The organism is Pseudomonas palmensis (genome assembly GCF_017848315.1).
In the GTDB taxonomy this organism is placed as follows: domain Bacteria; phylum Pseudomonadota; class Gammaproteobacteria; order Pseudomonadales; family Pseudomonadaceae; genus Aquipseudomonas; species Aquipseudomonas palmensis.
This window is the reverse complement of sequence record NZ_JAFKEC010000007.1, coordinates 57,689-78,517: the sequence shown is the minus strand read 5'-3', so window position 1 is coordinate 78,517 and position 20,829 is coordinate 57,689. Positions and strand designations below refer to the sequence as shown.

General features: G+C 62.9%; 21 protein-coding genes and 1 other RNA gene. 8 read left to right on the top strand and 14 right to left on the bottom strand.

Annotation, left to right across the window (positions count from 1 at the left end):
- Nucleotides 1–209: 209 nt before the first annotated feature.
- Together rnpB and rsmI are read right to left on the bottom strand one after the other, a co-directional pair.
- Nucleotides 210–569, bottom strand: an RNA gene (gene rnpB, locus JZZ72_RS06555) — RNase P RNA component class A.
- Between the two features lie 67 nt (nt 570–636).
- A complete protein-coding gene (gene rsmI, locus JZZ72_RS06550) occupies nt 637–1,512 on the bottom strand; it encodes a 16S rRNA (cytidine(1402)-2'-O)-methyltransferase (RefSeq protein WP_210014213.1) in 876 nt (291 codons plus the stop codon).
- Nucleotides 1,513–1,700: 188 nt separating this feature from the next.
- On the opposite strand from rsmI, the gene JZZ72_RS06545 reads away from it, so the two are divergent.
- The 5 genes from JZZ72_RS06545 (at nt 1,701) to JZZ72_RS06525 (ending at nt 5,501) form a co-directional block, all read left to right on the top strand.
- Nucleotides 1,701–3,515 (top strand): penicillin-binding protein activator, encoded by a 1,815-nt coding sequence (locus JZZ72_RS06545; RefSeq protein WP_210014199.1) that lies wholly within the window; start codon nt 1,701–1,703, stop codon nt 3,513–3,515.
- Nucleotides 3,515–3,886, top strand: a complete 372-nt coding sequence (locus JZZ72_RS06540) for a YraN family protein (protein ID WP_043862055.1) — start codon at nt 3,515–3,517, stop codon at nt 3,884–3,886. Before JZZ72_RS06545 ends, JZZ72_RS06540 begins: the two co-directional genes overlap by 1 nt.
- A gap of 135 nt (nt 3,887–4,021) precedes the next feature.
- On the top strand, nt 4,022–4,615 hold the full coding sequence (locus JZZ72_RS06535) for a phosphoheptose isomerase (protein ID WP_043862054.1): 594 nt from the start codon (nt 4,022–4,024) through the stop codon (nt 4,613–4,615).
- Nucleotides 4,612–5,190 (top strand): BON domain-containing protein, encoded by a 579-nt coding sequence (locus JZZ72_RS06530; protein ID WP_043862053.1) that lies wholly within the window; start codon nt 4,612–4,614, stop codon nt 5,188–5,190. Before JZZ72_RS06535 ends, JZZ72_RS06530 begins: the two co-directional genes overlap by 4 nt.
- 92 nt (nt 5,191–5,282) lie before the next feature.
- Nucleotides 5,283–5,501 carry a YgdI/YgdR family lipoprotein gene (locus JZZ72_RS06525; RefSeq protein ID WP_043862052.1) on the top strand — a complete coding sequence of 73 codons (219 nt, stop codon included), beginning with the start codon at nt 5,283–5,285 and terminating at the stop codon, nt 5,499–5,501.
- A gap of 45 nt (nt 5,502–5,546) precedes the next feature.
- Here the strand turns inward: JZZ72_RS06525 and JZZ72_RS06520 are convergent, their stop codons facing one another.
- From JZZ72_RS06520 to rplM, 7 genes are all read right to left on the bottom strand, one after another.
- Entirely contained in the window at nt 5,547–5,975 is a 429-nt protein-coding gene (locus JZZ72_RS06520) for a ClpXP protease specificity-enhancing factor (protein ID WP_043862051.1), read from the bottom strand.
- A 17-nt stretch (nt 5,976–5,992) separates the two neighbouring features.
- Nucleotides 5,993–6,610: a glutathione S-transferase N-terminal domain-containing protein gene (locus JZZ72_RS06515; RefSeq protein WP_043862050.1), complete on the bottom strand. Its 618-nt coding sequence runs from the start codon at nt 6,608–6,610 to the stop codon at nt 5,993–5,995.
- Between the two features lie 118 nt (nt 6,611–6,728).
- Nucleotides 6,729–7,508, bottom strand: coding sequence for a cytochrome c1 (locus JZZ72_RS06510; protein ID WP_043862049.1), 780 nt, complete (start codon nt 7,506–7,508; stop codon nt 6,729–6,731).
- Nucleotides 7,508–8,719, bottom strand: a complete 1,212-nt coding sequence (locus tag JZZ72_RS06505; RefSeq protein WP_043862048.1) for a cytochrome b — start codon at nt 8,717–8,719, stop codon at nt 7,508–7,510. The genes JZZ72_RS06510 and JZZ72_RS06505 overlap by 1 nt, the downstream gene beginning before the upstream one ends.
- Nucleotides 8,719–9,312, bottom strand: coding sequence for a ubiquinol-cytochrome c reductase iron-sulfur subunit (gene petA, locus JZZ72_RS06500; RefSeq protein ID WP_043862047.1), 594 nt, complete (start codon nt 9,310–9,312; stop codon nt 8,719–8,721). The genes JZZ72_RS06505 and petA overlap by 1 nt, the downstream gene beginning before the upstream one ends.
- Before the next feature lie 284 nt (nt 9,313–9,596).
- Complete coding sequence (rpsI, locus tag JZZ72_RS06495) at nt 9,597–9,989, bottom strand: 30S ribosomal protein S9 (protein WP_043862046.1); 393 nt, start codon at nt 9,987–9,989, stop codon at nt 9,597–9,599.
- A 14-nt stretch (nt 9,990–10,003) separates the two neighbouring features.
- Nucleotides 10,004–10,432 (bottom strand): 50S ribosomal protein L13, encoded by a 429-nt coding sequence (rplM, locus tag JZZ72_RS06490; RefSeq protein ID WP_043862045.1) that lies wholly within the window; start codon nt 10,430–10,432, stop codon nt 10,004–10,006.
- Between the two features lie 247 nt (nt 10,433–10,679).
- Here rplM and JZZ72_RS06485 point away from each other — a divergent pair, with 247 nt between their 5' ends.
- Both JZZ72_RS06485 and JZZ72_RS06480 read left to right on the top strand, forming a co-directional pair.
- Nucleotides 10,680–11,720 carry an NADP(H)-dependent aldo-keto reductase gene (locus JZZ72_RS06485; RefSeq protein ID WP_043862044.1) on the top strand — a complete coding sequence of 347 codons (1,041 nt, stop codon included), beginning with the start codon at nt 10,680–10,682 and terminating at the stop codon, nt 11,718–11,720.
- A gap of 215 nt (nt 11,721–11,935) precedes the next feature.
- Complete coding sequence (locus JZZ72_RS06480; RefSeq protein ID WP_167400212.1) at nt 11,936–12,832, top strand: GlxA family transcriptional regulator; 897 nt, start codon at nt 11,936–11,938, stop codon at nt 12,830–12,832.
- Between the two features lie 87 nt (nt 12,833–12,919).
- On the opposite strand, the gene zapE is transcribed toward JZZ72_RS06480, so the two are convergent.
- From zapE to JZZ72_RS06465, 3 genes are all read right to left on the bottom strand, one after another.
- Nucleotides 12,920–14,014, bottom strand: coding sequence for a cell division protein ZapE (zapE, locus tag JZZ72_RS06475; protein ID WP_043862043.1), 1,095 nt, complete (start codon nt 14,012–14,014; stop codon nt 12,920–12,922).
- An 81-nt stretch (nt 14,015–14,095) separates the two neighbouring features.
- Nucleotides 14,096–15,445 (bottom strand): tryptophan--tRNA ligase, encoded by a 1,350-nt coding sequence (locus tag JZZ72_RS06470; protein ID WP_210014198.1) that lies wholly within the window; start codon nt 15,443–15,445, stop codon nt 14,096–14,098.
- Between the two features lie 24 nt (nt 15,446–15,469).
- On the bottom strand, nt 15,470–16,105 hold the full coding sequence (locus JZZ72_RS06465; RefSeq protein WP_043862041.1) for an alpha/beta hydrolase: 636 nt from the start codon (nt 16,103–16,105) through the stop codon (nt 15,470–15,472).
- Between the two features lie 137 nt (nt 16,106–16,242).
- Here JZZ72_RS06465 and JZZ72_RS06460 point away from each other — a divergent pair, with 137 nt between their 5' ends.
- Nucleotides 16,243–16,674, top strand: a complete 432-nt coding sequence (locus tag JZZ72_RS06460; RefSeq protein WP_043862040.1) for a YhcB family protein — start codon at nt 16,243–16,245, stop codon at nt 16,672–16,674.
- A 129-nt stretch (nt 16,675–16,803) separates the two neighbouring features.
- On the opposite strand, the gene mdeB is transcribed toward JZZ72_RS06460, so the two are convergent.
- The gene (mdeB, locus tag JZZ72_RS06455; protein ID WP_123752847.1) at nt 16,804–19,485 is read right to left on the bottom strand and encodes an alpha-ketoglutarate dehydrogenase; all 2,682 of its coding nucleotides are present in this window, start codon (nt 19,483–19,485) and stop codon (nt 16,804–16,806) included.
- 25 nt (nt 19,486–19,510) lie between these two features.
- Nucleotides 19,511–20,707, bottom strand: coding sequence for a methionine gamma-lyase (locus tag JZZ72_RS06450; RefSeq protein WP_043861022.1), 1,197 nt, complete (start codon nt 20,705–20,707; stop codon nt 19,511–19,513).
- Nucleotides 20,708–20,829: the final 122 nt, after the last annotated feature.

Genomic DNA, 20,829 nt, shown 5'->3' with positions numbered 1-20,829 from the left:
GTCAAGGCGCGCTTATAAGGAAAACCCTTACAGATCGGCGATTTAGAGCAACAAGGCGATACAAAGAGGAGAATCGAGAGGGGCTTTGACGGGGAAAGGCAAATTCACTCAAACGGATAGAGTGCAAAGTTAAAGTGATTTATGAAGAGTAAGATTTTTTTGGTATTACCAGAACACATCTGCTATCGAATCAAGCAGGAAGGGAAAAGGTGGAGAGTCGATCTGTAAGCCGGGTTCTGTCGAGGACAGTCATTCCTCTACGACGGCCATCACTGGACGCCTTTAGCAACCTACCCGGTTCCAACGCGGGCCGCGCCATATGGAACCCTATTTGGTCTTGCTCCGAGTGGGGTTTACCTAGCCACGGACTGTTGCCAGCCGTGCGGTGCGCTCTTACCGCACCTTTTCACCCTTACCGGCACCGAAGTGCTTAGGCGGTTATTTTCTGTGGCACTTTCCGTAGGCTCACGCCCCCCAGGCATTACCTGGCACTCCGCCCTATGGAGCCCGGACTTTCCTCCCCCCTCTTTTGCGGAACAAAAGAAGGCAGCGACTGTCCAATCGACTCTCCGCCGCAAAGGTTAACGGCAGCGGGCCCCGAGAACAAGCGATAAAACAAATAATATCACTATGACATTAGTGGTCTTTCTGTTTTTCCAACGCTATTTGATACAAAACATTCTTCCGCACCCCGGTAATTTCCGCCGCCAAGGCTGCTGCACGCTTGAGCGGCATCTCTGCCAGCAGAAGATCAAGCACGCGCATCACTTCGCTGCTCACGACCTCTTCGTTCTCCGGGGCGGTCCAGCCCGCCACCAGCACCACGCACTCCCCACGCTGCTGATTGCTGTCGTTTTCGACAAACGCGCGCAGCTCGGCCAGGGGCAGCCCCTTCAGGGTCTCGAAGGTCTTGGTCAGCTCACGAGCCAGCAACGCCGGCCGTTCGCCGCCAAACACCGCCTCCATGTCCTGCAGACACTCCAGAATGCGGTGCGGCGCCTCATAGAAAATCAGCGTACGGGGTTCTTCCTTGACCTGGCTCAGGCGCGCGCGGCGACCTACCGCCTTGGCCGGCAGAAAACCCTCGAAGATGAACCGGTCGGACGGCAGGCCCGCCGCCGACAACGCCGCGATCAGTGCGCAGGCGCCCGGTACCGGCACCACATCGATGCCCGCTGCTCGCGCCTGGCGCACCAGGTGGTAGCCCGGGTCAGAGATCAGCGGCGTACCGGCATCGGAGATCAACGCCACATCGTCGCCGGCCAGCAGGCGCGTGATGAAGCGGCTGCCCTCGTCGCGCTCGTTGTGCTCGTGACAGGCGGCCAGCGGCGTGTTGATGCCGAAGTGCTGCAGCAGGCGGACCGAGTGGCGCGTGTCCTCGGCCGCGATCAGCGCCGCCTCGCGCAGCACCTTCAAGGCCCGGGCGCTCATGTCATCCAGGTTGCCAATGGGCGTAGCCACCACGAAAAGCTTGCCGGCAGTGGAATTGGAAGCACCTGGAGCATCGGTCACAGCACACACCTGTAAATAGAGAACAAAGCGCCATTGTAGCCCGTAAGGCGGCAACAATGCGTTACCCACAGCGGCGGCACGCCTGCGCAGGGCGACCTATATTGAAGGATTAACGCCAGCAAGATCGCGCCCCGGCCAGCGCTTGGGTACAATTGCAGGTTAATTTGATCGAGTAACAGGATTTTTACATGATCGCTTGCCTGCGGCTGCTCTCAGCCCTCTGCCTCGCTGCCCTGCTGGCAGCCTGCGCCAGTTCGCCCTCGTCCAGCCTGGGTGAGCTGCCGCGCACTCCGGATGCCAGCATCGAGCAACTGCTCGACCAGGCCGCCACCAGCAAGACACCTGAAAAGGCTGCACTGCTGCGCCTGAGCGCCGCTGACCTGGCCTACCACCAGAAAGACTTCGCACGGGCCTCGCGGATCCTCGAGCAGGTGCCACTGGACACCCTCAAGCCGGCCCAGCAAGTGTTCGCCAGCACCCTTGGCGCCGAGCTGGCGATGAGCCGCAACCAGCCCAAGGCCGCCCTCACCGCCCTGAGCCACCCGAGCCTGGTCCGGTTGGACGAACTGCCGCCCGAGCTTCAGGTGCGCACCCGCAGCGTGCACGCCGCCGCCCTGGAAGCCGATGGCCAGACCCTGGCTGCCGCGCAACAGCGCGTCGCCATGGCTCCCCTGCTCAGCGGCGCCGCCGCCAGTGCCAACCACGAGGCCATCTGGAACCTGGTTGCCGCCCTGCCCACCGAACAACTGCAAGGCACCGGCACCGACGTGATGGCCGGCTGGACCAGCCTGGCCCTGGCCGTCAAGAGCGCCGGCACCCTCGAACAGCAGCAGGCCGCCATCGAAAGCTGGCGCAACCAGCACGCCGGCCACCCTGCCGCCGTGCAACTGCCGCAGCCCCTGCTCAAACTCAAGGAACTGGCCAGCCAGCCGCTGACCAAGATCGCCCTGCTGCTGCCCCAGGAAGGCCCGCTGGCAGGTGTTGCCCGCGCCCTGCGCGACGGTTTCATGGCGGCGCACTTCCAGGCCCAGCAGGCCGGCCAGAAGCCACCTTCGGTCGAAGTCTTCGACAGCTCGCGCCTGACCTCCCTCGATGACTTCTACCGCAAGGCCCAGGCCAGCGGCGTCCAGCTGGTGGTAGGCCCGCTCGAGAAGAACCTGGTCAAGCAGTTGAGCGCCTACCCGCAACTGCCGATCACCACCCTGGCACTGAACTACAGCGACGCCGGCCAGACCGGCCCGGCGCAACTGTTCCAGTTCGGCCTGGCCGCCGAAGACGAAGCCCGCGAAGTCTCGCGCCGCGCCCAGGCGGACGGCATGCGTCGTGCCGTGGCCCTGGTGCCGAGCGGCGAATGGGGCGATCGCGTACTCAAGGCCTTCCGCCAGGACTGGGAAGCCAAGGGCGGCACGCTGATTGCCGCTGCCCACGTGTCGCAGCCGGTGGCCCTGGCCCAGCAGATCGCCGACCTGTTCCAGCTGCGCCAGAGCGAAGGCCGCGCCAAGAGCCTGCAGAGCACCGTGGGCGGCAGTGTCTCGGCACAGCCATCGCGTCGCCAGGACATCGATTTCATCTTCCTGGCCGCAACCCCGACCCAGGCCCAGCAGATCAAGCCGACACTGAACTTCCAGTACGCCGGTGACGTACCGGTGTACGCCACCTCCAACGTGTACAGCGCCAGCGGCAACGTCAACGAGTACAACGACATGAACGGCATTCGCTTCTGCGAAACGCCGTGGCTGCTCGACACCGGCAACAGCCTGCGCCAGCAGGTGGTACGCCAGTGGCCGCAAGCGGCCGGCAGCATCGGTCGCCTGTACGCGATGGGTGCCGATGCCTACAGCCTCGCGCCGCGCCTGGGCCAGCTCAAGGCACTGCCGGACAACCGTATCGAAGGCCTGTCCGGCAGCCTGAGCATGAACGCCAACCAACGCATCGAACGCCAGTTGCCATGGGCCGAGTTCACCGGCGGTCAGGTCAAGCGCCTGCCGGACACCCCGCGCTGATGCCCGACGGTTCTCGCCAGGCCGCGGGTATCGCGGCCGAACAGCAGGCCCTGCATTACCTTCAGGCGCAGGGCCTGCAGTTGCTGGCGCAGAACTGGCGATGCAAACGCGGCGAGCTTGATCTGGTCATGCTTGACGGCGATACAGTAGTATTCGTCGAAGTCCGCTACCGGCTGCACGCGGGCTTTGGCGGAGCACTGGCCAGCGTCGATACCCGCAAACAGCAAAAACTGGTGCTAGCGGCCCAGTATTTTCTGCAGCAGGAGGCGCGCTGGGCCAACCAGCCCTGTCGTTTCGACGTGATTGCCCTGCAGGGCCGCGGCCACTCGGGCACACCGCTCGACTGGCTGAAGAACGCTTTCGACAGTTGAACCCGCCCCGCTTGATGCATCCGTTACCCACTCAACTTTTTTGCTCTTTGTTTCGCGGGCTGCACAGTCATGTGCCGCAGGGTCTTCAAGACGTTGCGACACGCCCGACCAGCCGCCCCACTTAAGGTCACACAGATGGACATGCAATCCCGAATTCGCCAGCTATTCCAGGCCAGCATCAACACCAAGCAACAGGCGATGGAAGTCCTTGCACCACACATCGAGCAAGCCAGTCAGGTGATGGTCAACGCGCTGCTCAACGAGGGCAAGATGCTCGCCTGCGGCAACGGCGGCTCGGCGGGCGATGCCCAGCACTTCTCGTCCGAACTGCTCAACCGCTTCGAGCGCGAGCGCCCGAGCCTGCCGGCCATCGCGCTGACCACCGACAGCTCGACCATTACCTCGATCGCCAACGACTACAGCTACAACGAGATCTTCTCCAAGCAGATCCGCGCCCTGGGCCAACCGGGCGACGTGCTGCTGGCGATTTCCACCAGCGGCAACTCGGCGAACATCATTCAGGCGATCCAGGCCGCACATGATCGCGAAATGATTGTCGTAGCTCTGACCGGACGCGATGGCGGCGGCATGGCCTCGCTGCTGCTGCCCGAAGATGTGGAGATTCGCGTACCGGCCACCGTCACCGCACGCATCCAGGAAGTCCACCTGCTGGCGATCCACTGCCTTTGCGACTTGATCGACAGCCAATTGTTCGGGAGTGAAGAATGACCCCTAATCGCCTTGGCCTGATGGCCCTGACCCTGTGCCTGAGCATCACCGGCTGCAGTTCGGTGATTACTGCCAGCCGCGAAAACCCGATCGAGGACGATCGCGGCACTCGCACCTTCGGCAGCAAGATCGACGACTCGCTGATCGAAACCAAGGTAGCGGTGAACGTGGCCAAGGCCAGCCCGGACCTAGACAAGAACTCGCACATCGTCGTCACCAGCTTCAACGGCATCGTGCTGCTGGCCGGCCAGACCCCGCGCGCCGACCTCAAGAGCCTGGCCGAGCAAACCGCCGGTCAGGTGCAGCGGGTCAAGAAGGTGCACAACGAACTTCAGGTGCTGCCGCCCTCCTCGCTGCTGGCACGCAACAATGACGCCTGGCTGACCACCAAGATCAAGGCCCAGATGCTGACCGACAGCAACATCCCCGGTTCGCGCATCAAGGTGGTGACCGAGAACGGCATCGTCTACCTGCTGGGCCTGCTGACCCAGCAGGAAGCCAATCAGGCCACCAACCTGGTGCAAGGCGTGTCGGGTGTGCAGAAGATCGTCAAGCTGTTCGAATACATTGACTGACCGCGGCTTCACACCCTTCGCCGGCCTCGCCGGTGAAGGGCGTGAAGCCGCCGGCGCACCGCAACCCCCACCGACACCCCACAGGAATACCCATGAAGAACGGCCTGTTCGCCACCCTGCTGATCGCTACCTTCGCCACCCTGGCCGGCTGCTCCACCCCAAGCCTGATCACCCTCAATGACGGCCGTGAGTTCCAGGCGGTCGACGCGCCGAAACTCGAACGCAGCTCCGGCTTCTACGAGTTCCAGCAGCTCGACGGCAAACGCACCCGTGTGAACAAGGATCAGGTGCGCACCATCACCGACCTGTAAGCACACAGGCCCAAAAAAAAGGCGACCCCGCAAGGTCGCCTTTTTTCATTTCACCACTTTCAGGCTCGGACGCCCACTTGGCCGCGGCGGCTGCCCGCCACTCGGCGGACCGTCATCATCCGGCTCGACGCCCTCGTCCTCGAGGTCGTCATCCTCCATCAGTGGCGGCTCGAGCTCGAACACCATGCCCTGGCCATTCTCACGGGCATAGATACCCAGGATGGCGCCGGCAGGCACGTACAGCGTGTGGGCAACCCCACCGAAACGCCCCTCGAAGCTCACGGCTTCGTTATCCATGTGCAAGTGACGCACGGCATTGGGCGACACGTTCAAAACGATCTGGCCATCGCTGGCGAAGCCCTGAGGCACCTGCACCGCAGGGTACTCGGCATTGACCAGCATGTGCGGCGTGCAATCGTTGTCCACGATCCACTCATACAAGGCTCGCACCAGATACGGACGACTGGAGTTCATCAACGGCTCCTTAAAACCTAACGCATATCGCGTTCAGCGGCGGACAGGCTGGCCTTGAAGGCTTCCCGCGCAAACTGACGCTCCATGTAATCGAGCAGCGGCTTGGCTGGCCGCGGCAGTTCGATACCCAATACCGGCAAACGCCACAGTATGGGCAATAGACAACAATCCACCAGGCTTTGCTCCTCACTCAGGAAACAAGGCTTGTCGGCGAACAACGGCGAAACGCCGGTAAGGCTCTCGCGCAGCTCCTTGCGCGCCTGCACGCGGGCAGGCTCCTTGCTGCGCGGGTCGAGAATCAGGTCCACCAGCGAACACCAGTCACGCTGGATACGGTGGATCAGCAGGCGGCTGTTGGCACGCGCCACCGGGTAGACCGGCAACAGCGGCGGGTGCGGGTAGCGCTCGTCGAGGTATTCCATCACCACGGTCGACTCATACAACGCCAGGTCACGATCAACCAGGGTCGGTACGCTGCCATACGGGTTGGCTTCCAGCAGCTTGGGCGGCTGGCGCCCGGCTTCGACACTGATGATCTCGACGCCGACACCTTTCTCGGCGAGAACGATGCGCACCCGATGAGAATAATGATCAGCGGGGTCGGAGTAGCAGGCTAACCGATTGGTCACGCCCATGGGGGTCCTCCTCGCGTGTTGAACTTATGAAATTACAAATGCAAACGCGCCCTGGGGGCCCTCCATACTGCAGAGGGACCCCAGGGCGCGCGTTAAACTAACAGATTTTACCCTGTGATCAGTGCACGTCCTTCCAGTATTCGCGCTTGAGCAGGTAGGCGAACACGAAGAAGAAGGCCAGGTACAGCAGCACGTAGGTGCCGATGCGCTGGCTCTGCAGCTTGACCGGGTTGGCCGAGTAGGCCAGGAAGGTCACCAGGTTCTTGACCTTCTCGTCGAACTGCTCGTCGGTCAGGGTACCGGATTTCGGCACGATGGTCAGCTGATCGCACGCTTCGTGGGTCAGCGGGGCACCGGTGAGCGGGTCAAACTGCTTCTTGCCCTCGACCACGGTCTGGATCTGCTTGCAACCGACCACCTGACGCCCCTGCAGGCCCACCAGCACGTTTGGCATGCCAACGTTGGGGAAGACCTTGTTGTTCACACCCCAAGGGCGTGACGGGTCCTCGTAGAAGGCCCGCAGGTAGCTGTACAGCCAATCGGTGCCGCGCACCCGCGCCACCAGGGTCAGGTCGGGCGGCGCCGCACCGAACCAGGCCTTGGCGTCGGCCGGCTGCATGCCGATGTTCATGTGGTCGCCGATCTTGGCGCCGGTGAACACCAGCTTCTCGAGCATCAGCTCGTGCGGGATGCCCAGGTCATCGGCGACACGCTCGTAACGCTGGAACTTGGCGCTGTGGCAACCCATGCAATAGTTGGCAAAGGTCCGTGCGCCGTCCTGCATGGCGGCCTTGTCGGTCAGGTCGATGTCGACCTTGTCCAGTTCCACGCCGTGTTCGGCGGCGAAGGTCAGCGAAGGCATCACTGCCAGGAGCAATACTGCAAATAGCTTTTTCATCAGCCAGTCACCCTTTCCGGAACCGGTTTGGTCTTCTCGAGCCTGGTGTAGAACGGCATCAGAATGAAGTAGGCGAAATACAGGAAGGTACATACCTGCGACAGCAAGGTGCGGCCCGGGGTTGGCGCCAGCACGCCGAGCACGCCCAGGATCACGAAGGAGATGCAGAACACCCACAGCCAGGCCTTGCTCATCCAGCCCTTGTAGCGCATCGACTTGACCGGGCTACGGTCCAGCCATGGCAACACGAACAGCACCGCGATCGCAGCACCCATGGCGATCACGCCCAGCAGCTTGTCGGGTACCGCACGCAGGATCGCGTAGAACGGCGTGAAGTACCACACAGGGGCGATGTGCTCCGGGGTCTTGAACGCGTTGGCCTGTTCGAAGTTGGGTTTCTCCAGGAAGTAGCCGCCCATTTCCGGGAAGAAGAACACGATCATGCAGAAGACGAACAGGAACACCACCACGCCGACGATATCCTTGACGGTGTAGTACGGGTGGAACGGGATGCCGTCCAGCGGAATGCCGTTCTCGTCCTTTTTCTTCTTGATGTCCACGCCATCCGGGTTGTTCGAACCCACTTCGTGCAGCGCCAGGATGTGCAGCACCACCAGGCCGAGAATCACGATCGGCAGGGCCACCACGTGCAGGGCGAAGAAGCGGTTCAGGGTAATGCCGGAGATCAGGTAGTCGCCACGGATCCACTGGGTCAGGTCGCCGCCGATGACCGGGATGGCGCCGAACAGCGAGATGATCACCTGGGCACCCCAGTACGACATCTGGCCCCAGGGCAGCAGGTAGCCCATGAAGGCCTCTGCCATCAGCGCCAGGTAGATCAGCATGCCGAACAGCCATACCAGCTCGCGTGGCTTCTGGTACGAGCCGTAGAGCAGGCCACGGAACATGTGCAGGTAGACCACGATGAAGAACGCCGACGCACCCGTGGAGTGCAGGTAGCGCAGGATCCAGCCGTATTCGACGTCACGCATGATGTATTCGACCGAGGCGAACGCCTCTTCGGCCGAAGGGGTGAAGCTCATGGTCAGCCACACGCCGGTCACGATCTGGTTGACCAGGACCAGCAGGGCCAGGGAGCCGAAGAAATAGAAGAAGTTGAAGTTCTTCGGTGCGTAGTACTTGCTCAGGTGATCTTCCCACATCTTGGTGGCGGGGAAGCGGGCGTCAACCCAGTCCATGAACTTACTCATCACGCGTTCTCCTGATCGACGCCGACGACGATGATGTCATCCGACTCGTACGAGTGCGGTGGCACTGGCAGATTGAGCGGCGCTGGCTGGGACTTGTAGACGCGGCCGGCGAGGTCGTAGTGGGAGCCGTGGCATGGGCAGAAATAGCCACCCACCCACTTGGGACCCAGGTCGACAGGCGCCACTTCGGGACGGAAGGTCGGCGAGCAGCCCAGGTGGGTGCACAGGCCGACGAGCACGAGGATTTCCGGCTTGATCGAGCGGTTCGACGGGTCGACGTAGGCCGGCTGCTCCGACGCCTTGGACTCGGGGTCGGAGAGCTCACCGGTGATCTTCTTCAGGTTGCCCAGGATCTCCTCGGTGCGGCGGACGATGAACACGGGTTGGCCGCGCCATTCAGCAATCATCTGCTGGCCGGGCTCCACCTTGGCGATGTTGACCTTGACCGGTGCACCGGCAGCTTTCGCCTTGGCACTGGGAAACCATGACCCTACGAACGGGACCGCAGCCCCCACCGCTCCTGCAGCACCCACCACGGACGTGGCTGCTACCAGGAAGCGACGCCGGCCTGCATTGACGCCGTCATTGCTCATTCAGTCCTCTCCCATCAGCTTTGTGGCCTGTTGCAACAGGCATCTACTAAGTAAATTTCGAACTGCTAAAAATAAATTTCGAACTGCTAAAAATTTGCCGCATGGTAATGAAAAGACCCATCGAAGACAAGGTTATTACCCGGCATAAAGGCTGTATCCCTTATAGCACTTGACCTGCGTCTATGCGGCAAGTTGTCACACAGGGTCGGCAGCCCCTTTTATTCAAGACATAAAAAAAGCCCGGTTCCACCAGGAACCGGGCTTTTTTTGAACGCCGAAGCGAATTAACGCTTGGAGTACTGAGGACGCTTACGTGCTTTACGCAGACCCACTTTCTTACGCTCGACTTCACGAGCGTCACGGGTAACGAAGCCAGCTTTGCGCAGAGCGCCACGCAGGGTTTCGTCGTAGTCCATCAGTGCACGGGTGATACCGTGACGGATAGCGCCCGCTTGACCGCTGACACCACCACCGATGACGGTGACGTAGATGTCGAACTTCTCGGTGGTTTCGGTGAGTTCCAGCGGCTGGCGAACTACCATGCGCGCGGTTTCACGACCGAAGAAGGTCTCGAGGGAGCGGTTGTTGATGGAGATGCTGCCAGTACCCGGACGCAGGAAAACGCGTGCGGTTGCAGTCTTGCGACGGCCAGTGCCGTAATTTTGAGTCGCCGACATAATGAACTATTCCGTTAAATCTTCAGTTCTTGGGGCTGCTGAGCAGTATGAGGGTGTACAGCGCCCGCATAGACTTTCAGCTTACGGTACATGTCGCGACCCAGCGGGTTTTTAGGCAGCATGCCCTTTACCGCGGTCTCGATCACGCGCTCAGGCGCTTTGGCGATCAACTTCTCGAAGTTGATTTCCTTGATGCCGCCCGGGAAACCGGAGTGGGAGTAGTACATTTTGTCCGAAGTCTTGGCACCAGTAACACGTACCTGCTCGGCATTGATCACGACGATGTAGTCGCCGGTGTCAACGTGAGGGGTGTATTCTGGCTTGTGCTTGCCACGCAGACGGCTCGCGATCTCAGTGGCCAGACGACCCAGGGTCTTGCCAGCAGCGTCAACGACGAACCAGTCGCGTTTTACTGTTTCCGGTTTAGCAGTAAAAGTTTTCATTCTTTATAGCCTCAGGGGCCGTCCCGCAATTTTAAGACGGCAGATCTTACTGAATAGTGCGTACTTTGACAAGGTCAAAGGCAGCCGGATACGGACGCTATCGGGGGCTCGGGTCAGCACGTCCAATACTCGGCAAGATTCTTCGGCGGCGGGGCATCACTTCCACTGCTGAGAGAGGTGCAGAATTATCCAGATTGCAGAAAAAATATCAACCTGCTTTTATGCTTCTTTTGCCGTGGAGATCGTCATGGAGTATCGCCAGCTGGGTCGCACCGACCTCAACGTGAGTGCATTGTGCCTGGGCAGCATGACCTGGGGCGAGCAGAACGACCAGGCCGAGGGCTTCGCCCAGATCGAACGGGCCAAGGCGGCCGGGATCAATTTCATCGATACCGCGGAGATGTACCCGGTGCCACCGCGCCCGGAAACCTACTCGGCCACCGAGCAGATCATCGGCAACTGGTTCAGCCAGCGCGGCGATCGCGCCGACTGGATCCTGGCCAGCAAGGTGGCCGGCCCCGGCAACGGCATCAGCCACATTCGCGACGGCCAGCTCAAGCACAACCGCCAGCACATCGTGGCGGCCCTGGACGCCAGCCTCAAGCGCCTGCAGACCGACTGGATCGACCTGTACCAGCTGCACTGGCCCGAGCGCAGCACCAACTTCTTCGGCAAGCTGGGCTACCAGCACCTGCCCCAGGACCACTTCACGCCGCTGGAAGAAACCCTCGAAGTGCTCGACGAACAGGTCAAGGCAGGCAAGATCCGCCACATCGGCCTGTCCAACGAAACCCCGTGGGGCACCATGAAGTTCCTGCAACTGGCCGAAAGCCGCGGCTGGCCCCGTGCGGTCTCGATCCAGAACCCGTACAACCTGCTCAACCGCAGCTTCGAAGTGGGCCTGGCGGAAATCGCCATCCGCGAGCAGTGCGGCCTGCTGGCCTACTCGCCGCTGGCCTTCGGCATGCTGTCGGGCAAGTACGAGAACGGCGCGCGCCCGGAAAACGGCCGCCTGACCCTGTTCAACCGCTTCTCGCGCTATTCCAACCCGCAGACCGTCGCCGCGTGCAGCCGTTATGTGGCCCTGGCCCGCGAGCACGGCCTGGACCCGGCGCAGATGGCCCTGGCCTTCGTGACCCAGCAGCCGTTCGTGACCAGCAACATCATCGGCGCCACCTCGCTGGCGCAACTGGACAGCAACCTGGCAAGCGCCAGCCTGAAGCTCGGTGACGAGCTGCTGGCCGCCATCGATGCGATCCACCAGGACCAGCCCAACCCCGCCCCGTAAAGCGCTGCAACGGTTCCCGCAGCCCGCTGCGGGAACCGAGGGTAGACACAATCGCCAAAAAATAAGACGATCCAGCCGGTGATTGACCACTCTACCCTATAAGAATAACGACAATGATGTTTACCCAACCTACCGCATCGCTGCGGCGCGTCAGCATCCTGGCCATCGACAAGGTATTCGCATCGACCCTGATGCAGGCCAAGGATTTCTTCCACCTGGCCAGCCTGCGCTATGGCAAGCAACTGGGCCTGGGCCTGCAACCGATGTTCGAAACCCGCCTCGTGAGCCCCGACGGGCTGCCCGTGCAGAGCTTCAGCGGCGTGCAGCTACCGGTGGACAGCGGCCTCGAGCAGGCCGACGTGATCATCCTGCCGGCGTTCTGGGACGACTTCGATGCCCTGTGCCAGCGCTACCCCCAGGTACTGCCCTGGCTGCGCGAGCAGCATGCCCGAGGCGCGGTGCTGTGCGGCGAGGCCAGCGGCGTGTTCTGGCTGGCCGAGGCCGGCCTGCTCGATGGCAAGGAGGCCACCACCTACTGGCGCTTCTTCGGCCAGTTCGCCGAACGCTTCCCGAAGGTGTCGCTGAACCAGGACAAGCACCTCACCGATGCCGACAACCTCTATTGCGCCGGCGGCGCCACCTCGGCCTGCGACCTGTACATCTACCTGATCGAGCGCTTCTGCGGGGCCAACGTGGCCCAGGCCGTGGCCCGCGACATCCTCTACGAGGTGCAACGCAACTACACCCCGGGGCGCATGGGCTTTGGCGGACAGAAGCTGCACCAGGACCTGATCATCCTGCAGATCCAGCAGTGGCTGGAGGAGCACTTCGCCGACAAGTTCCGTTTCGAGGACGTGGCACGCAACCATGGCATGAGCATCCGCAACTTCATGCGCAGGTTCCAGAGTGCGACGGGGGACAAGCCGCTGCATTATCTGCAACGGCTGCGGATCGAGACGGCGAAGGGCTTGCTGTCGGGGACGCGCAAGAGCATCAAGACCATCAGCTACGAGGTGGGCTATGACGACGCCAGCTTTTTTGCGCGATTGTTCAGGCAGCACACGGAGCTGTCGCCTAACCAGTATCGGCAGCAATTCATGCAGGAGGCCTGAGGGCCTATCGCGGGTCACGCCCGCCCCCACAGGTTCGCTGCAAACCTCTGTGGGAGCGGGCGTGAGCCGCGACAGCAGTGACGCGATTTAAGGCTTGTGTGCCCGCGACAGGAACTCGTGGGACTGCATCTCCAGCAAGCGGCTCAGGGTACGCTGGAACTCGAAGCTCAGGCGCCCGCCGGTGTACAGGTCCTTGAGCTCCACTTCAGCCGAGATGATCAGCTTGACGTTGCGGTCGTAGAACTCGTCGACCATGTTGATGAAGCGACGCGCCAGATCGTCGGTGGCCACGCCCATCTGCTCCACGCCGCTGAGCAGCACCGCATGGAAGATCTTGCCCAGTTCGATGTAGTCGTTCTGGCTGCGCGGGCCGTCGCACAGTTCGCGGAAGTCGAACCAGGCCACGTCGTCGCAGGTACGCAGCGCACGGATCTCGCGGTTCTCGATCATCAGCACGTCGTTTTCCACCGCCTGGGTGCATTCCGGCGTCAATGCGCGAAAGCTCTTGCGCAGGCTTTCGTGGGCCGCTTCATTCAGCGGGAAGTGGAACAGCTCGGCCTGCTCCAGGTGACGCAGGCGATAGTCCACGCCGCTGTCGACGTTGACGATGTCGGTGTTCTGCTTGATCAGGGCAATTGCCGGCAGGAAGCGCGCACGCTGCAGGCCGTCCTTGTACAGGCCGTCCGGCACGATGTTGGAGGTGGCCACCAGGGTCACGCCGTTCTTGAACAGCTCCTCCATCAGGGTGCCAAGGATCATCGCGTCGGTGATATCGGACACGAAGAACTCGTCGAAGCAGATCACCCGCGCCTCGTCGGAGAACCGCTTGGCAATGATGGTCAGCGGGTTCTTCTCGCCCTTGAGGGTCTTCATTTCCTCATGCACGCGCTTCATGAAGCGGTGGAAGTGCGTACGCACCTTCTGCGGGAAAGGCAGCGCCTCATAGAACGTATCGACCAGGTAGGTCTTGCCGCGCCCTACCCCACCCCAGAAATACAGGCCCTTGACGGGCGCCTGCTCTTTCCTGCCGAACAGCTTGCCGAACACACCCGGCTTGCTGTTGTGCGCCGCGACCAGGTCGTCGTACAGGCGCTGCAAGTGACGCACCGCTGTTTCCTGCGCCGCGTCATGGAAGAATTCGGGACGTTTCAGATCTGCTTGATATCGTTCTAGGGGCGTCATAATTCGTTAGCAAGGCAACAAAAGCGGGCCGTCACTGTAGCGACGGCCCCGGGTAATGGCAATCAGACTTGCGATTGACGGTCAGTCCTGCTGGGGCTGCAAGGCAGCGCGCAGGCTCTCGATGGCGGCATCGCGCGCCGTGGCATCGGCGAACTGCGGGCCGTCGGCCACGCACTCGCCTTCCAGCCACAGGCTGAAGCCCAGGCCTTCGTCACGTACATCCAGCGGCTGGCCCAGTTGCAACTGCTTGCTCACCGCGCCGGCCGCCTTGCCATCGGCAAAGCTGCGCGACAGCAGCAACTGCTCGCCGTCGGCTGCCAGCAGGCGGAAGCGGAAGCTGCCGTCCTCTTCACGGAAGCTCACGAAGCGTGCCGCCTTGACCGCCTTCTTCCTGGTTTCACCGCTGACCTGAACCGTGCTGCGGAACGAGCGCAGGCCCACTGCCTCGCGCAATTGCTCAAGAAACGGCGTGGCGATCCTGCGGGCCTTCTGCGCGCCGGCCAGAAGAATATCCTCCAGGTCCGCCGGGCGGGAAATCAGCTGGTGGTAATGCTCACGCGGCGCGCTCAACTGGCCGTCGACCAGCTGGAACAGGCGCTGCTTGGCTTCGCCCCAACCCAGCCCCTGCAGCAGTTCGCTGCGGAAGGCTTCGGCTTGCTCGGCGGTGGCAAAGGCCTGGAACAGGGTGAACAGGTGCGAGTTGTCCGGGTCCTTGGCCTCGCCCGGCGCGCGCGAGTCGGTGACGATGCGCGAGATCGCGTCCTTCATCTCCTTGGCACTGGTGAACAGCGGGATGATGTTGTCGTAGCTCTTGGACATCTTGCGACCGTCCAGGCCCGGCAAGGTGGCCACGCTTTCCTCGATCAGCGCCTCGGGCATGGCGAAGAAGTCCTTGCCCTGGCCGAACAGGTGGTTGAAGCGCTGCCCGATATCACGGGCCATTTCCACGTGCTGGATCTGGTCGCGCCCCACCGGCACCTTGTTGGCATTGAACATCAGGATGTCCGCCGCCATCAGCACCGGATAGCTGTACAGGCCCATGCTCACGCCCGCATCCGGGTCTTCGCCGCTTTCCAGGTTCTTGTCCACCGAGGCCTTGTAGGCATGCGCGCGATTGAGCAGGCCCTTGGCCGCCACGCAGGTCAGCAGCCAGGTCAGCTCGGGGATCTCGGGAATGTCGGACTGGCGGTAGAAGGTCACGCGTTCCGGGTCCAGGCCGCCGGCCAGCCAGGTGGCGGCGATTTCCAGACGCGAGCGCTGGATGCGCTGCGGGTCGTCGCACTTGATCAGCGCATGGTAGTCGGCCAGGAAGTAGAACGAGTCGACGCCCGGCTGCTGGCTGGCGAGGACCGCCGGGCGGATGGCACCGGCATAGTTGCCAAGGTGCGGCGTGCCCGTGGTGGTGATACCGGTAAGGATACGAGTGGTCATGGGTAATCGCTTATCAGGCTTGTATCAGTTCGAAAGGCGTGGCAGCACCAGATCCTTGAGGTCGGTCAGCTTGCCGTGAAAAAAGTGACCGCATTCTGCCACTTTCAGCAGCTCATGGGGGCGCGCCAGTGCATCGGACCAGGCGTAGACGATCTGCGGATCGATCACCTCGTCGGTTTCGGGCTGGATCACGCTCAAGGCACCTGCCTGCGGCAGGCCGTCGGTACCGCCAAGGCGCATCACCGCCGGGGCTACCATGAACAGGTGCTTGAGCGTGACGCCCTGGGCTTCGAGCCGGCCGCCGAGGCTGGCCGCGACGAAGCCGCCGAAGGAGAAGCCCATCAGCGTCAAAGGTAATTCGGGATGTTTTTCGCGCAGCCAGGTTGCAGCGGCCTGTGCATCGTCGACTTCGCCGCTGCCCATGTCATGGCTGCCAGCGCTCTGGCCTACACCGCGGTAGTTGAAGCGCAGGGTGATGTATCCGGCATCGCGTGCGGTGCGCTGCAGCATCGACACCACCTTGTTGGTCATGGTGCCGCCCTGCACGGGGTTGGGGTGGCACAGCAGGACGATGCCGCGAGGGTCTGCCACGTCCAGGTACAGGGCTTCCAGCTGGCCAACCGGGCCATCGATGAATACGGGGGTTTCGCGGATAAGCAAGGGTGAACTCCGTGACCTCTGGAGGGGTCGACTCGTCTAGCTGATGATTCTGTCTGAGATATTTGCGATCGCTCGCGGTATACAGCGCAGGTCCGAGCCGTTAACGTAAAGCAAAGCCGTTTATAGAGGAAGGACTCGTGGAACTCTCGCTCTTAGTTTGGTTGTTGCCGACCCTGGCCCTGGTAGTGGGTGTAGTCGTTGGTTTCCTGGTCGCCCGCCTCTTGCCCAATGCCGCCCCGAGCAGCACCCAGCGGCAGCTGGACGATATCCAGGAACGTTTTGACAGTTATCAGAGTGAAGTGGTGACCCATTTCAACAGCACCGCGGCGCTGGTCAAGAAGCTGACCCAGAGCTACCAGGAAGTGCAGGACCACCTGGCCGAAGGCGCCAACCGTCTGGCCCTGGACGAACAGACCCGTCAGCGCCTGCTGGCCGCACTGCACTCCGAGGCGCAGGGCCCGCGTGACCGTCTGACCCCGCCCAAGGACACCGAAGTGCCACGCGACTACGCGCCCAAAGCACCGAACACCCCGGGCATGCTGGATGAGCATTACGGGCTCAAGCGCTGAGCGCAGCGGCCCCGTCACTGGCATGGCGCGCTCCTGCTGGAGCCGGCCTTGCCGGCGAATGCCACACCCAACCATCCGACACAAAGAAAAAAGGGGCCGATCACCGGCCCCTTTTTTCATCCCCTCACATCAACGATACCAGGGCCCCGCCGCATCCAGCGCCGGATACCTGGCCCGTGCCTGCGCCATCACATCGACCTCCAGCAGCCCGTCATCCACCAGCGCCTGCAAGCTGGCCAGCACCACACTGAAGCGGTCCACCTCGAAGAACTGGCGCAACCGCTGGCGCGTATCGCTGCGCCCGAAGCCGTCGGTGCCCAGCGTCACGTACGGCGCCGGCACGTACTCGGCAATCAGCTGCGGCCAGGCACGCACATAATCGGTCGCGGCAATCACCGGCGCATCCCCCACCAGGCATTGCGCCAGATGGCTGCTGCCGCCCAGCCCCAGACGCTGCCCGCGCTGCACATCCCGTGCATCACGCGCCAGTTCGCTGAAGCTGGTCACACTGAACACCTCGCTGGCGATGCCCCAGTCCGCCGCCAGCAGCTCGCTCGCGGCGATCACCTCGCGCAGGATCGCCCCGGAGCCCAGCAGGCGAACCCGCCCCAGGGCATGCTCCACCGGCTGTTCGGCAAACCGGTACATCCCGCGCAACACTGCCGCATGTGCCTCAGGTGGCAGGGAGGGGTGTGGATAACTTTCATTCATCACCGCCACATAGTGAAACTCGTCGCACTGCTCCACCAGCATGCGCCGCGCCGCGTGTTCCAGAATCACCGCCAGTTCGCCGGCAAAGCACGGCTCCCAGGCGCGGCAGTTGGGCACCATGGCCGCCATCACCAGGCTCGAGCCATCCTGGTGCTGCAAGCCTTCGCCGCCCAGGGTGGTGCGCCCTGCCGTAGCCCCCAGCAGCAGGCCCCGTGCACGCTGGTCGGCCGCCGCCCATATCAGGTCGCCGACCCGCTGGAAGCCGAACATCGAGTAATAGATGTACACCGGCAACATCGGCTCGCCATGCACCGCATAGGAGGTGGCCGCCGCTACCCAGGACGACAGGGCCCCGGCCTCGGTGATGCCCTCCTCCAGCAACTGACCATCGCGCGACTCCCTGTAGGAGAGCAGCGAACTGGCATCTTCGGGTTCGTAGCGCTGCCCATGGGGCGAGTAGATGCCGATCTGCCGGAACAGGCTGGCCATGCCGAAGGTGCGCGCTTCATCGGCGACGATCGGAACCACCCGCGGCCCCAGCTCCGGGGCCTTGAGCCAGGCACCGAGCATGCGCACCGCAGCCATGGTGGTGGACATTTCCTTGCCCTCGGCGTGCAGCGCAAAACCGCCCATCACCTCCAGCGCCGGTACCGGCAGCGTGCGCGCCTGGGGCCGCCGCGACGGCAGGCTGCCGCCCAGGGCATTGCGCCGCTCGCGCAGGTAGCGCATCTCCCGGCTGTTTTCGTCCGGCCGGTAGAACTGCAACTGCTCCACCTGCGCATCGCTCAAGGGCAGGTGGAAGCGGTCACGGAAGGCCAGCAGCGCCTGCACGTCGAGCTTCTTGGCCTGGTGCGCGGTCATGCGCGACTCGCCGGCCGCACTCATGCCGTAGCCCTTCTTGGTCTTGGCCAGGATCACCGTCGGCCGGCCCTTGCACGCCTTGGCGGCGGCAAAGGCGGCATACAGCTTGCGAAAATCATGGCCACCGCGCTTGAGCGCGTTGATCTCGGCCGAGCTCATGTGCTCGACCAGGCGCTGCAAGGCCGGGTGCTGGTTGAAGAAGTGTTCGAGGTTGTAGGCGCCGTCATTGGCCCCCAGGGTCTGGAACTGGCCGTCGGGGGTTGCCGCCAGCTGGCGCAGCAGCACGTGCTCGCTGTCGCGGGCAAACAGCGCATCCCATTCCGAGCCCCACAACACCTTGATCACGTTCCAGCCGGCGCCGCTGAACAGCGACTCCAGCTCCTGGATGATCTGGCCATTGCCACGCACCGGACCATCCAGGCGCTGCAGGTTGCAGTTGACGATGAAGGTCAGGTTGTCGAGTTGCTCACGGGCCGCCAGCGTCAGCCCGGCGATGGATTCGGGCTCGTCCATCTCGCCATCGCCGAACACGCCCCACACATGGCGCTGGGCGGTATCGGCCAGGCCGCGGTGCTGCAGGTAGCGCATGAAGCGCGCCTGGTACACGGCGTTTAGCGGACCGATGCCCATCGACCCGGTGGGAAACTGCCAGAAGTCGGGCATCAGCCACGGGTGCGGGTAGGAGCACAGGCCATCGCCTGCGACCTCCTGCCGATAGCTGGCCAACTGAGCCTCGCTCAGGCGCCCTTCAAGAAAGGCCCGGGCATAGATGCCGGGCGCCGAGTGCGGCTGGAAGAACACCAGGTCGGCCGTGCGCTGCTCGCCGCCCTCCTCGCCGCGAAAAAAATGCTGAAACCCCACCTCGAAGATCTCTGCGGCCGAAGCGTAACTGGCGATGTGCCCGCCCAGGTCACCGTAGGCATGGTTGGCACGCACCACCATCGCCAGGGCATTCCAGCGCAGGATGCTGGTGATGCGCTCGTCCAGTTCCAGGTCGCCCGGGTAGGCGCCCTGATGTTCGAGCGACAGGGTGTTGCGGTACGCCGAGTACGGCTGGGCACCACGCTCCAGGCCCAGTTCGCGGGCATGCGCCTCCAATTGTTCGAGCAGAAACCGCGCGCGGGCCGGGCCGCAGTGCGCCAGGGTCGACTCCAGCGCCTCCAGCCACTCTGCGGTTTCGCCAGGGTCGCTGTCACCGGGCACGCCGTCGCCAGGCACAAGGTTCATCATTGCCACCATTGCATTGACCTCATCCGTGACGGGTTCAGGCACTCGCCTTGAGTGCCTGTTGCACATCGGCCAGCAGGTCGTCGATGTCTTCCAGCCCCACCGACAACCGCACCAGCCCCTCGGAGATGCCGTAATGCGCACGCTCCTCTGGGGTATAGCTGGAATGAGTCATGCTTGCCGGGTGCTGCGCCAGCGACTCGGCATCGCCCAGGCTCACCGCGCGGCTGAACAGTTGCAGGGCGTTCATGAACCGCCGCCCGGCACCGATGCCGCCCTTGAGTTCGAAGGCGATCATGCCGCCCGGCTGGCTCATCTGCTGGCGGGCCAGGGTGTACTGCGGGAAGCTCGCCAGGCCCGGGTAATGGATCAGCTCCACCTGCGGCTGCCCGGCGAGGAACTCGGCCAGCACCTGAGCGTTGGCGCAGTGGCGGTCCATGCGCAGGTTGAGGGTCTTGATGCCGCGCATCAGCAGTGCGGCGTCATGGGGCGAGAGCACCGCACCGGTCATGTCCTTGAGGCCCTGCAGACGTATACGGTCCACCAGTGCCTGGCTGCCCACCACAATGCCAGCAGTGATGTCGCCATGGCCGCTCAGGTACTTGGTGGCCGAATGCACCACCAGGTCGGCGCCCAGCTCCAGTGGCCGTTGCAGGTACGGCGTGCAGTAGGTGTTGTCGACCACCACGGTCGCGCCGTGCTTGCGTGCAATCTTCGCCACGCCGGCGATATCGGCCATGTGCATGTTGGGGTTGGCCGGCGACTCGAAATAGATCACCCGGGTGGCCGGCGTCATGGCCGCCTCCAATGCCTGCAGGTCGGCCATGTCCACATGACGCAGCTTGACCCCGAACTCGCCGATGCCGTGGTGCAGGAAGGCAAAGGTGCAGCCGTACAGGGTGTTGCCCAGCAGCACCTCGTCACCGGGGCGCAGCAGCGTCCATAGCGTGGACGTGATCGCCCCCATGCCCGAGGCCAGCGCCAGCCCGGCCTCGCCGCCTTCCAGCGAGGCCATGCGTGCTTCCAGCAGGTTGAGGGTGGGGTTGGAGATGCGGCTGTAGAAATGCCCGGCCTGCTCGCCGGCAAAGCACGCAGCGCCGTATTCCACGGTGGGGAAGGTGAACGTCGCGGTCTGGTAGACCGGTGGCACCAGTGCGCCGCCGTGGTCCTGGGGGTCGTAGCCATGGTGAATGGCGCGGGTGGCAAATCCTGGGAGCTTGTTGGAGCCGTGCATGGCAACCGCCTCTTGTGGTTTGTTATAAGCTTATTCCACAGACCGGCTTAAATTTTTCCAAATACGCCTACGAAAAACGCCGTTCACTGACATAAAAACAACAAGAACAGGCTATGGAGGGC